Here is an 11,706-nt window from a genome sequence, read left to right as displayed (position 1 = left end):
CAGGCGCGTCGAAGCCGGTCCTGTCGAGAGGATGACGGTCGAATGACTGAACGGCAATTCCGCAAGGAAATACATCATGGCAGGGTCGTTCCCTGCTATCCGGATCGCCCGGCGGACCTTTATGCGATGTTCCTCGACGCCGTGCGCCGCGCGCCGGATGCCGTCGCGCTGGTGGAAGGGGACATGCGCTGGACCTACACCTTCCTAGCTAGGCGCGTGGCAGCCTGCGCCGCCCGGCTGACGGCGCTTGGCCTTGCCGCTGGCGACCGCATGGGCATCCTGCTGTCCAACCGGGCCGATTATGTGACGCTGCTGGTCGCGGCAGCCCGGCTCGGCGTGATCGCCGTTCCCATGAACATTCGCCAGCGCGCGCCGGAAACCGCTTATCTGCTGGCAGACAGCGGCGCTGCGGCGATCATCTATGACGACGCGCTCGCAGACCAGCTGCCCGACCGCGCCAGCCTGCCCCATGTCCACCACTGGCTGCCCTATGCGACCGAAGCGGCGATATGGACGCAAGAAACATCGGACACGACAACCGATGCGCCCGACCGTTCCGCCGTGGGCGAGGACGATCCCTTCTGCATCCTCTACACTTCCGGCACCACCGGTCGACCCAAGGGCGCGGTGCTCACCCATCTCGGCCTCATCACCATCTGCATCGGCAGCCAGAACCATCTGGGCCTGAAGGATGGCGAATCGATGATCCTGTCAGTCCCGGCATCGCATGTGACCGGCGTCGGCCTGGTCATGCTGCTCAGCATCCGCGTGGCAGGCAAGATCGTGATGGAACAGTCGTTCAAGGCGCGCCCCTTCCTCGAACTTGCGCAGGCAGAGCGCATGAGCTTCGCGATCATGGTTCCGTCCATGTACAAGCTGTGCCTGATGGAGCCGGACTTTGGCGATTTCGACCTGTCGAGCTGGCGGATCGGCGCTTTTGGCGGAGCGCCGATGGCCGAAGCCACGATCCAGGCCCTGGCCGAGCGTGCGCCGCAACTGACGCTGGTCAATATCTACGGATCGACGGAAACCTCCTCCCCTGCCGTGATGATGCCGCTGGGCCAATGCCCGTCGCACCCGGACAAGGTGGGCAAGGCGCTGCCCTATGCCGACATCGTCATCATGGACGAGGACGGACGGCAACTCCCGCCCGGTCAGCAGGGTGAAATCTGGATCGCGGGCGCAATGACCGTTCCGCGCTACTGGAATAATGCGGAAGCGACCGACAAGGGGTTTGCGGGCGGCTACTGGAAGTCCGGCGACATCGGAACCATGGACGCCGACGGCTATATTCGCGTGCTCGACCGGATGAAGGACATGATCAACCGGGGCGGGTACAAGGTGTATTCGGTCGAGGTGGAAAATACGCTGATGGCGCATGACGCCGTGGCCGAAGCGGTCGTGGTCGGCCGCCCCTGCCCGGTGCTGGGCGAACGGGTCGAAGCGTTCGTGGTGACGCGCGGGCAGGTCGATCAGGAAAGCCTGCGCGGCTTCTGCGCGGAACGCCTGTCGGACTATAAGGTGCCCGACCATGTCTATGTCGTGGACGGTCCGCTGCCCCGCAATCCCAACGGCAAACTGCTGAAAAGCGCCGTGCGCGAATGGCTGCCCGCCCTTTCGGAAAACCACCCCATGTAAATACACCGAATGTTGTCATATATTGCCTTTGGCCGTCGGATGGGATAATATCGGCGATCTGAACCGCTCATACGAACGAGGAGAGAATTGCATGACCACCAAATTCCGCCCCGTCGCTCCTCCGCAGATTATCGAGGGCGCCTATTCCGAGGACCAGCACCGCCGGATGTTGAACGTGGTGCGCGAAAAGGGGCCTTGGTCGCTGATCCTGGCCCAGCATTTCAAGTCGCCCGAAGAGGTCGTCGCGACGACGTCAGGCAGCCTGCCCGAAGGGTTCAAGCCGACCTGGGACATGTTCCTTTCCCCCGTTTTCCGCGGCTATTTCGCGCAAGGATCGACTGTCCAGCATCCTGAGATCGAGGATTGCTTCTTCAACACCAAATTCCTTGACCTCGTGCGCGGCTATTGGAAAGCCGATTATGCCCGCCCGGACAATATGCTCTTCAACATTCAGGGCCCGTGCCGGGGCAGCGACACGCCGCATGTCGACGCCACCCGTTTCCGCGGCATTTCGATGCAGACCTCGCCCGTGTGGCTGATGAACATCATGGTGAAGTCCGGCCTGTTCGAACATTGGCGGTCGAAAAAGGCGCAGGTCATCACCTGGTATTACAAGGGCCAGATCGGCGGCGGCTTCAACTATTGGCCGGATGGTCCGCAGGGCCAGCCCGCGCAGATCAAGGCGCCGATGTGGAGCCGCGCGGTCGTGGTCGAAAATGAAATGATGTACCACACGGCCCAGGCGAACGGTCCTTCGGCATTACGCCAGCCCCAGGGTCTTGCGATCAATTCGATGATGAGCGCAGATCCCGACGATCCAAGCGGCTGGCAGATCACCACCGATGGCCAGGTCATCCAGAAAATCCCCGAAGAGGAATTTCGCTTCCTGATCCACTGGGGCGCGGACATTTTCATGGATTATTCCGAACTCAAGCGGTCGCTCGATCATACCGACGATATCGGCCATGATCAGGTGTTCGACATGATAATCGCGGACCTGCGGGCGCGTGGCCTGACCTTTGAAGTGCCTACCGATCCGCTGACGGATGAGCAGTTCATCAGGCTGCTCGTCCAGACCTATGATCCGGGCAAGCCTTCCATCTTCCCGCCGGAACCCGAAGAGATGCTGGCCGCCTGATGAAAGCATGATGATATGCCGGCCGTGCGTTCGCGCGGCCGGCATGGACACGGCAACCCGGCAATCGCGGTGCCCAAGACATACAGGCGAGAGGATCAGAGACATGACCGGCCAACGCCGACCCATGACCCCGGTGGCGCCGCCCCGGCCAATCCAGGACATCTTCACCGACGATGAAAATGCCCGGCTGTTCCACATCCTGCGCACCAAAGGGCCATGGCGGCTGATCGCGGCGATCTACTTCAAATCGGTCGAAGAATTGCTGGCGATCTCCAGCCCGCCGGGCGACAGCGCGCCTCCCCGGTCCCTGTCGGACATGCTGACGCCCGCATTTCGCGGCTTGTTCGGCAATAACGGCCTGCCGTACGAAGAAGAAGCGCATGAGATATTCTACAGCCGGAAATTGCTGGACCTTGTAAAGGGGATGCACGGCGCGCGTTATGGCGCACCCTATCTGTTTCAATTCAACATGCAGGGCCCTTCGCATGGCTTTGATCCCGGCCATATCGACGGCCGCAGCTGGCGCGGCCTGGACCCGACCAACATGCCCGCCTGGCTCGGCGCGGTCATGGCGAAATCGGGCCTTTTCGACGCTTGGGAAGTGAAGGCCGGGCAAGTCATTTCCTATTATTACCCATCGGACATAGATGGCGGCTTCACCTATTGGCCCGATGGTCCCGACCGCGCGCCTCAACGCTTGCCCGCGCCCTTCTGGAACAGTGGTCTCGTCACTGACAACCAGCATATGTTTCACCGTGGCGAGGCCTGCGGTCCCCGCGACCGGCGCGACACGCCCGAAGGGATGACATTGCAATCGGTGCTGGAGGCAGATGGCGAGGATGGCTGGCGGATCGTCGACGGCGACCGGGTCATCGCCCGCTACGCGCCAAGCGACATGCGCGTCCTGTTTCATTATAGCGCGCATGTGTTCACCGACATGGCGGACCTGAAACGCTATTACGACCATACGGACGACCTGACACGCGACCGCGCCTTCGACATGCTGATGGCCGACCTGAAAGCGAAGGGCATATCCTTCACCGTGCCCACCGATCCGCTGTCGGACCCCGCCTTCATCGCCACGCTGACCGCCGCCTATGCGATCAGCCCGTCCAGCTATCCAGAGCAGGCGCCGCTCGATCAGCGCCAGCCATTGGCCGCGTGACTATTCCCACGTTCGGCATTGAAGGACGGACGGCGCTGATCACCGGCGCCAGCAGCGGGCTGGGCGAACATTTTGCGCAGATGCTCGCGGCGCAGGGGGTTCGCCTGATCCTGACCGCGCGGCGCGGCGATTTGCTCGATGCACTCGCGGCCGACTTGCCAGACGCGCGCACCATCGCGCTGGACGTGCAGGACGCATCGGCCATCGACCGGCTGTGGGCGGAAATCGGCGCTGTGGATATTCTGGTCAACAATGCGGGCGTCGCAGGCGGCGGGCCGCTGCTGGATCAGGATGCGGCGGAATGGGACCGCATCATCGACACCAATGCACGGGGCGCCTATCTGATGGCGCGCGGCGCGGCATTGGCAATGGTGGCGGCGGGTCGCGGCGGCAGCATCATCAACATCGCATCGATCCTGGGACTGCGGCAGGGGTCTCAGGTCGGACCCTATGCCATTTCCAAGGCGGCGGTGGCGCAGATGACCAAGGTCATGGCGCTGGAATGGGCGCGGCACGGCATTCGCGTCAACGCCCTGTGCCCCGGCTATATTTCTACGCCCCTCAATGCCGCTTTCTGGGACATGGAAGCCGGCAAGGCGATGATCAACCGCATTCCCCAGCGCCGCCTTGGCCAGCCAGAGGATCTGGACGGCGCATTGCTGCTGCTGGCATCCGACCTTGGCGCCTATATCACCGGCGCCGAACTGGTCGTGGACGGCGGCCATATGGTCACCAGCCTGTAGGCGAGTTGCGATGTTCCGGGCCTGTGGAAGGAACCGTCCAGCCGATTGACCGCAATGCCCATCCTGCTGCTTGTCCGCAGCAGGAAGGAAATGGATGCGGATTCTCGTCATTGGCGCGACCGGCTATCTCGGATCGCACATTGCCCGCCATCTGGCGGCGTCGGGCCATCAGGTCAGCGGCCTCAGCCGCAGCGGCGATTGCGATGCAGCCGTGGCGGCATCGGGCGTGACCGCCCTGCGCGGCGACCTTACGGAAGTCGACGCCGTCCTCGACATGATGCGCGAACATGACGCCACCATCTATGCCGCGCAGTTGATGCTGCATGACGAAGGCGACGCCGTCGCCGCGCTTCTGAAAGGCGTGGATGGCCGCGATCACCGTTTCCTCTTCACCAGCGGCACCGGCCTGCTGTCCCAACGCACCGATGGGGCATGGAGCGAGGACAGCTTTGCCGAAGATGATCCCTTCACCCCGTCCAGATATATTGGCTATCGCCTGGTCACCGAAACGCTGGTCCGCCAGACCGGCTCTTCGGGCAGCGTCCACGCAATGGTGGTCAGGCCGCCGATGATCTGGGGCCATGGCGGCTGCGGCCATCTGCGCCTTTTCTATGCCGACGGCGGGCGCAACGGGGATGTCGGCTATCTGGGCGCGGGGCTGAACCTCTATTCCAACGTCCATGTCGATGATCTGGCGGAGGTCTATCGGCTCGCCTTGGAAAAGGGCGCGGCTGGCGCGCTCTACCATGCCGTGGCGGGGGAATTGAACAACCGCACCCTGGCCGAAGCGGTCGCCCGCGACCTCGGCCTGTCCGCCCGCAGCGTCGATTTCGCCGAGGGCGTGCGTCGCTGGGGCAAGTTCGAGACGCTGGTCGGCATGGCGACATGCAGCCGCTCGCGCAGTCCCCGCACGCGGCGCGACCTGGGTTGGATGCCACGCCATTCCGACATTCTCGCCGATATCGGTCACCCTGCCTACCGCGCCCTGGCGGGCCGGTAGCGCGCCTTTCACCACGCCCTTCCAAAAGGAGACGTTCATGCAGACGAGCGAAACCCTGTTCAGCAAAGCCGACATAGCACGCGCCGACCGTCCGATCCGCCTTGGATCGCTGCTCTTCACAATGGTCGAGCCGCGCCCGGGATATGAGGCAGCCTATAACCGCTGGTATGAGCGCGATCATTTCTACAGCGGCTGCATGATCGGCGCCTACACCGTGTCGGGCGGGCGCTATGTCGCAACCCGCGCGGAAAAGGCGAAACGCTTTGGATCGGGCGACATGGATCTGGCAAAAGGCTCCTATCTCGCCCTCTACTGGATCCTCGACGGCCATCATCAGGACTGGGACGCGTGGGCGGTCAAGCAGGTCAACGACCTTCATGCGACGGGCCGGATGTTCAAGGAACGCGACCACATCCACACCAGCTTCTACAATTTCGACGCCGAATATAATGCGCCGGGCAGCACGATGCCGATCGAGCTGGCGCTCGACCGCGCCTATGGCGGCGTCGTCGCCTTTGTCGTCGATCTCAATCCGGGGAAGAGCGCGGCCGATCTGTCGGCCTTCCTGCGCGCCCGCGACCTGCCGGGCGACGTGGCGCTCAGCGGTTCGCCCCTGCCGCTCGATCCGACCAGCCCGAAGGATGTGCCCGTCGAGACCAATGACCGCGCTGTGTTCCTCAGCTTTTCGATCGAGGATCCGAAAGCCGTTTGGGAAAGCGCCTATGTTCCGTTGGGCAAGGCGATAGAGGAAAGCGGCATCGGCCGGATCGCCATCGCTTCGCCCTTCATTCCTACGATAGTCGGCACCGACGCGTATACAGATCAACTCTAGGGCGGGGAAAGGGGCGGTCGCGCGAACGGCCGCCCCCTTCATTTCAGAGCAATTCGAAATCGCCCTTGCGCGGACCCCGGCACTCGTTCCAGAAATCCACGAGCCGCCACGGCCATGACAGGAAATTGCGCTTCTTGCTGTTGTTGTAATAGCTGTAGGCGCGCGGGTGGCTCCAGATCATCTTGACCATCTGCGTCTCCACCTTCTTCTGCCATGCGTCGAACGCGGGCTTGGTGGGCTGCAACGCCTTCTTCTCCTCGGCATTGACCCAATCGAGGCATTCGATGGCGTAATTGACCTGGCATTCGGAAATCAGGTTCTGCCCGGCCGCGTGGTTGGGCGCGCTATTCGGCCCGACCGTGTGGAAATAATTGGGGAAGCCCGGCACCAGCATCCCGAAATAGGCGCGGGGATCTTCGGTCCCCCATTCGCTGCGCAGATGCTTGCCGCCGATACCGACGATTTCCAGATCGCCCATCATGTTGGCGACGTCGAATCCGGTGGCGCAGACCAGCACATCCAGTTCGATCTCGCGACCGTCCTTCAGCACCAGGCCCTTGGGCGTCACCTTCTCGATGCCCGTCTGCTCCAGATGGACATGCGGTTCCAGATAGGTCGGGAAATAGGGGCCGCGATCCAGGATGATGCGCTTGGAAAATACCGGGAAGTCGGGCGTCAGCTTTTCCTTCAGGTCCGGGCGGTTGGCGAATGTCTTTTCGATATGACCGATCGCGAATTGCCGCATCGCTTCGTTGACGGCGGACACCGACGGGGAATCCTCCGGCCATTCGGGGTCCAGCAGCACGTTGGGATACAGGCCGTCGGCGGCGTACCAGTAGATGCGGAACCGGAACCATTCCAGATAATGCGGGATGTGCCGCATCGCGAACTTGACGCCTTCGGTGACTTCATCGTCGCCCGCGGGGCTCGGCATCACCCAATGGCGGCTGCGCTGGAACACATGCAGTTCGCCCACATCCCCGGCGATGGCGGGGATCAGCTGCGCCGCGCTCGCGCCCGTGCCGATGACGCCGACACGCTTGCCCGAAAGGTCGATTGACGTGTCCCAGGTGGCGGTATGCAGCCGCACGCCCTCAAAGCTGTCCAGCCCGGCTATGCTCGGCCATTTCAGCCGATTGACGGGACCGTGGCCGTTGATCACCGCATTGGCGCGGATCACCTCTTCGCTGCCGTCCTTCCTGCGGACGGTGACGTTCCACAGGGCGGCGTCATCGTCCCACACCAGCTTTTCGACCAACGTGTTGAAGCGGATGTTTGGCCGCAGCCTGTAATCGTCCGCCACCCGCTTGAGGTAAGCGAACATGTCCGTGCCCTGCGGATGGTAATTATGCCATTCGGAATTGAGCGCGAAGGAGAAGGAATAGAAATGGCTGGGCGTATCGACGCCCACGCCCGGATAGCGGTTTTCCCACCAGGTGCCGCCGACCTCCTCGTTCTTCTCGACGATTTCCCAGTCATATCCTGCCTCGGCCAGCTTCACGCCAGCGGCAAGGCCCGTCATCCCCGCGCCGATCACCAGCACCTTGAACCCAGCGGGCGCAGGCTTGCGATCCTTGCGCTCGCGCCGGGGCAATTCCGGGCGAAAACCGATCTGGTCGTACAGCAGCGGCAGGAACTCGTCCTCGACTTCTTCAGCCAGGCCGACGGTCATCATCCGGTGCATCAGCGTTTCGGAAATGTCGCCGTCCATCGCCGCGCCGGGCGTCGTCAGGACATGGAGCAGCCTGGCGCGCAGGTCCTCGATCAGGTCCGCCGGAATCTGCTCGGGGGATAGGCATAGGGCGATTTCAGGTGCGGCGCGAATATGTCCAGCATCGCCTCGTCACCGCTCAGATGCACATAGGTCATCAGCAGCGTGTGCGGCTCACCCTCGACCAGCGCCTGCCGCAATTCCGGCGTGTCGTCCATCGGCAGCTTGCGCGCGCTCAGGTCGGCGGGCGCAGTCCCCACCACATCTGCATATTTGGCAGCCATTCACACCACTCCTTGAAAGTCGCAACTCCATGCCTTGCACCCCTATCCGCCGGGGCCATCGAACCAAGGGGCAACCGGGCATTTCCATATCCGCGGAGCGCCAGCGGAGAGCGTCGAGAAACTCAGGCCGCAGCCCCAGGATTTCCCGGTCGCGCGCAGTTCGGGGCTGATCGGCTTTCACGGCACGGCGCTCGACGCGATGCTGCGCCGCATGACCATCGAAACCGTCGTCATCACCGGGGTTTCTACGAATGTCGCCGTTGCCGGTTGCGCCATGGCCGCCACCGATCCGGCCTGTCAGGTCGTCGCCGCCAAAGATTGCTTCGCCGCCGACGAAATCGTCGGCATGCCCTGAAAGCCCCGCCGTTACTGGACGCTTATCGTCTGACTACGGCGCAGGCTGTCATTGTAGCGGAAAACGACCGACTGCATGGCGGACAGCATCCGACGCACATCATTGTCATTTTCGAACAGCGGATCGCCCACCACGCCGATCGCGTAGGACGCGACGGCATGCGGCACCCGCAACGGCATGGCGATCGAATCCACGACGGCCGATCCCTTGCGGCGACATAATGAAAATCCGCGCATGCGGGTTTGCGCAATCCGATCGACCAGATGCTTCATCAGTGTCGGCCCTTTGGGGCCAACGCCCAGCCTCTGCGTCCGCGTGGCGAGCTGGATGATGTCCACATTCGACTGCTGCGCAAGCATCGCCGCAGCGAAGTTGGTGCCGGGACGCCAGCTATTGCGTTCAAAACAGACCATTTCGGCGGGATAGACAGGGGCGGCGTCCGGCCTTGCCTGCCACCCGCCCGCGACCTCTGCGACATTTTCGGACCAGCAGTCATTCTGCTGCGTCACAAAGACGCTTGCCCCGGTTTCCCGGCGCATGTCCTCCATGACCTCATGCACGCGACCGCTGCCAAAAAAGCTGTCCTCGATCGACGAGGCATTGGCGACGATCTTATATGATGGGGCGTAAAGCTTGGTGGCCTGATTGTAGGTGAGATAACCGACGGCCGCCAGTGTCCGCAATATCTCGTCAGCACTGGAATTGGGCACACCCAACGCTTCGCTGATCTCGATCGTGCGCGCCGGAGCGCCTTTCTTCATGAAGAATTCGAGCACCTCCACGGTCCGCACGCAAGACTTCACGCTTCCGCGGCCGCGACACCTACCCTCTCCCTGCGAGCCAGAGCCCATTTCGCCTCCTCCATCCCTCACCGTTCGACGCCGTTTCTTAACGTCCGTCGATTTATAGCAACGCCTACCATATTGTAGCCGGCCAGTCGATTCAAGCGCCGCGAATGCGACGGGACCGGCCGATTACAGAAATGCGGAAAGGCCATCTTTTGGGGTCGCCAGCCCTCCCGCCTTGCCCCTAACAGCGGGAATGCGCGTAAAATCCAGCTCTCCGGCTTCCCTCTCCGCCCGCTCATCCGCAATCGCCCCGCCGGTCAGGCGCAGCTTCCTCAATGCCCGCATGCCGCTCAGCTACAGCGAATGGCCGAATCAGAACGCGCCGGTCATCATCCTGATCCATGGCAGCCGCGACCACAGCCGGAGCTGGGATGCGCTGGCGACTGCGCTTCATCCGGCGCATCATGTCATCGCTCCCGACCTTCGCGGCCATGGCGACAGCGCATGGTCGCAGGATGGCCGCTATGACTTCGCCGCCTATCTCTCGGATCTTTCCGTCCTGGCGCGCGAACTTGGCCTTGGCCCGCACCGCCAGGCGGTGTTGATCGGCCATTCCCTGGGCGCCCACATCGCGCTGCGCTTTTGCGCGGTTTATCCCGACATGGTGCGCCGGGTCGTCGCGATAGAGGCTGTCGGCGCACCGCCAGAGATCCTCGCACGCCGGTCGGGCCAGCCCATCGCGCAGGCCATCCGCGACTGGCTGGAGGAACGGCATGTCGCATCGCAGGGGACGCACCGGGATTTCCCGGTCGTATCCGACGCGATTGAACGGATGCGCACGCGCCACGCCTTCCTTACACCCGGTCAGGCGGAACATCTGACCCGGCACGGCCTGAGGCAGGTGGGCAATAGTGGCTGGCAATGGAAACATGACCCCTATCTTGCCGTATGGCCCTTTCCCGATATCACGCCCGATGAAGCCCAGGCATTGTGGCGGCGCATTTCCTGCCCCACCCTGTTGATCTATGGCGATCTAAGCTGGCCGTCCCCGACGCCCGCCGACCTTCTTCGCCAAATCCCCGATGTCCGGGAAGTCCGGCTCGCAAACAGCGGACACTGGCCGCATCATGATGCATTCGACGCATGTTGCGCAGCCATCGAAACCTTCCTTTCGGGCTGATGACTGCCGCTGACCGCTCCGCCGCCTATTCGTTGCTCGTCTTGGTCGCCATGACGCGCGGATCGAAATGGTTTGCCGCCATCCATCCGCCATCGACGAACAGCGTATGGCCGGTCACATATTCCGACAGCCCGGACGCCAGGAACAACACGGCCCCGGCCACGTCGCGGGTGGTGCCCGGCCTGCCGATTGGCAATACGCTCGCTTCCATCAGCGCGCGCGACGCAGGCGTCTCCGGCAGGCGCGGCGTCGTGATGCTGCCCGGCGCTACGGCATTGGCGCGGATGCCGTTACGTCCCCACTCCGCCGCCATTGATTTCACCAGATGCATCAGGCCAGCCTTGGCCGCGCCATAGGGCGCGTGCATGGGCGAACCGACCGCGCCATCGACCGATCCGATGCAGATCAGCGATCCCGGCACGCCCCGCCCGATCATGGATTGCGCGACGGCGCGGCCGGTGACGAAGAAATAGCGCAGGTTGCGGGACTGGTCATGATCCCACTCCTCCAGCGTGACGTCCAGCAGCGGCTTGAACAGCGCCTGGCCGACAATGGTCACCAATATGTCCAGCCCGCCCAGCGCCGCTTCGGCATCCGCCACCGCGCGCTGGACTGACGCTTCGTCCAATATGTCCGCCTCGATCGGGTATCCTGCGCGGCCGATCGCCCTCACCTCCCGTGCGACCTGTTCGGCCCGGTCAAGCACGCTGTCCAGCACGGCGATGTCGCATCCAGCCTGCGCCAGCAACAGCGCGCTCGCCTCGCCCATGCCCCGGCCACCGCCGACGATCAGCGCCTTTTTCCTTTCCAGGCCCAACAATGACACGGTCATTCCTTCACATCCTCTCTGCGGTTCTCGTCGGCAACAGCGC

The 11,706-nt window shown here is 63.1% G+C and carries 12 protein-coding genes; 8 read left to right on the top strand and 4 right to left on the bottom strand.

All coding sequences use genetic code 11. From position 1 onward, the window contains the following. Positions 1–42 precede the first annotated feature (42 nt). The 6 genes from B6S01_RS18780 (at position 43) to B6S01_RS18755 (ending at position 6,516) form a co-directional block, all read left to right on the top strand. A complete protein-coding gene (locus B6S01_RS18780) occupies positions 43–1,638 on the top strand; it encodes a class I adenylate-forming enzyme family protein (protein WP_037469422.1) in 1,596 nt (531 codons plus the stop codon). A gap of 91 nt (positions 1,639–1,729) precedes the next feature. Continuing rightward, positions 1,730–2,776, top strand: coding sequence for a hypothetical protein (locus B6S01_RS18775; protein ID WP_037469419.1), 1,047 nt, complete (start codon positions 1,730–1,732; stop codon positions 2,774–2,776). 103 nt (positions 2,777–2,879) lie between these two features. Beyond that, complete coding sequence (locus B6S01_RS18770; protein ID WP_051908639.1) at positions 2,880–3,941, top strand: hypothetical protein; 1,062 nt, start codon at positions 2,880–2,882, stop codon at positions 3,939–3,941. A gap of 2 nt (positions 3,942–3,943) precedes the next feature. Beyond that, on the top strand, positions 3,944–4,684 hold the full coding sequence (locus tag B6S01_RS18765; protein WP_037469560.1) for an SDR family NAD(P)-dependent oxidoreductase: 741 nt from the start codon (positions 3,944–3,946) through the stop codon (positions 4,682–4,684). A gap of 94 nt (positions 4,685–4,778) precedes the next feature. Then, on the top strand, positions 4,779–5,684 hold the full coding sequence (locus B6S01_RS18760) for an NAD-dependent epimerase/dehydratase family protein (protein ID WP_037469415.1): 906 nt from the start codon (positions 4,779–4,781) through the stop codon (positions 5,682–5,684). 37 nt (positions 5,685–5,721) lie between these two features. Continuing rightward, positions 5,722–6,516 carry a hypothetical protein gene (locus B6S01_RS18755; protein WP_037469413.1) on the top strand — a complete coding sequence of 265 codons (795 nt, stop codon included), beginning with the start codon at positions 5,722–5,724 and terminating at the stop codon, positions 6,514–6,516. Positions 6,517–6,559: 43 nt separating this feature from the next. Here B6S01_RS18755 and B6S01_RS18750 read toward each other — a convergent pair whose 3' ends face one another. After that, positions 6,560–8,227, bottom strand: a complete 1,668-nt coding sequence (locus B6S01_RS18750) for a flavin-containing monooxygenase (protein WP_081570556.1) — start codon at positions 8,225–8,227, stop codon at positions 6,560–6,562. Positions 8,228–8,280: 53 nt separating this feature from the next. Next, complete coding sequence (locus tag B6S01_RS18745; protein ID WP_081570555.1) at positions 8,281–8,511, bottom strand: hypothetical protein; 231 nt, start codon at positions 8,509–8,511, stop codon at positions 8,281–8,283. Between the two features lie 34 nt (positions 8,512–8,545). Between B6S01_RS18745 and B6S01_RS18740 the strand changes: the two genes are divergently transcribed. Next, the gene (locus B6S01_RS18740) at positions 8,546–8,866 is read left to right on the top strand and encodes an isochorismatase family protein (protein ID WP_051908634.1); all 321 of its coding nucleotides are present in this window, start codon (positions 8,546–8,548) and stop codon (positions 8,864–8,866) included. Between the two features lie 11 nt (positions 8,867–8,877). Here the strand turns inward: B6S01_RS18740 and B6S01_RS18735 are convergent, their stop codons facing one another. Continuing rightward, entirely contained in the window at positions 8,878–9,669 is a 792-nt protein-coding gene (locus B6S01_RS18735) for a helix-turn-helix domain-containing protein (protein ID WP_197689951.1), read from the bottom strand. A 238-nt stretch (positions 9,670–9,907) separates the two neighbouring features. On the opposite strand from B6S01_RS18735, the gene B6S01_RS18730 reads away from it, so the two are divergent. Next, positions 9,908–10,834 carry an alpha/beta fold hydrolase gene (locus B6S01_RS18730; RefSeq protein WP_081570553.1) on the top strand — a complete coding sequence of 309 codons (927 nt, stop codon included), beginning with the start codon at positions 9,908–9,910 and terminating at the stop codon, positions 10,832–10,834. Positions 10,835–10,859: 25 nt separating this feature from the next. On the opposite strand, the gene B6S01_RS18725 is transcribed toward B6S01_RS18730, so the two are convergent. Next, a complete protein-coding gene (locus B6S01_RS18725) occupies positions 10,860–11,666 on the bottom strand; it encodes an SDR family NAD(P)-dependent oxidoreductase (RefSeq protein WP_051908628.1) in 807 nt (268 codons plus the stop codon). Positions 11,667–11,706 lie beyond the last annotated feature (40 nt).

The sequence above is a fragment of the Sphingobium herbicidovorans genome (assembly GCF_002080435.1).
In the GTDB taxonomy this organism is placed as follows: domain Bacteria; phylum Pseudomonadota; class Alphaproteobacteria; order Sphingomonadales; family Sphingomonadaceae; genus Sphingobium; species Sphingobium herbicidovorans.
This window is presented reverse-complemented; position numbering and strand designations above follow the sequence as displayed.

Coding starts and splice junctions, on each gene's coding strand:
- B6S01_RS18745 (WP_081570555.1), bottom strand. CDS start 8,511: ATGGCTGCCAAATATGCAGATGTGGTGGGGACTGCGCCCGCCGACCTG.
- B6S01_RS18780 (WP_037469422.1), top strand. CDS start 43: ATGACTGAACGGCAATTCCGCAAGGAAATACATCATGGCAGGGTCGTT.
- B6S01_RS18755 (WP_037469413.1), top strand. CDS start 5,722: ATGCAGACGAGCGAAACCCTGTTCAGCAAAGCCGACATAGCACGCGCC.
- B6S01_RS18730 (WP_081570553.1), top strand. CDS start 9,908: ATGCGCGTAAAATCCAGCTCTCCGGCTTCCCTCTCCGCCCGCTCATCC.
- B6S01_RS18775 (WP_037469419.1), top strand. CDS start 1,730: ATGACCACCAAATTCCGCCCCGTCGCTCCTCCGCAGATTATCGAGGGC.
- B6S01_RS18760 (WP_037469415.1), top strand. CDS start 4,779: ATGCGGATTCTCGTCATTGGCGCGACCGGCTATCTCGGATCGCACATT.
- B6S01_RS18725 (WP_051908628.1), bottom strand. CDS start 11,666: ATGACCGTGTCATTGTTGGGCCTGGAAAGGAAAAAGGCGCTGATCGTC.
- B6S01_RS18770 (WP_051908639.1), top strand. CDS start 2,880: ATGACCGGCCAACGCCGACCCATGACCCCGGTGGCGCCGCCCCGGCCA.
- B6S01_RS18750 (WP_081570556.1), bottom strand. CDS start 8,227: ATGGACGGCGACATTTCCGAAACGCTGATGCACCGGATGATGACCGTC.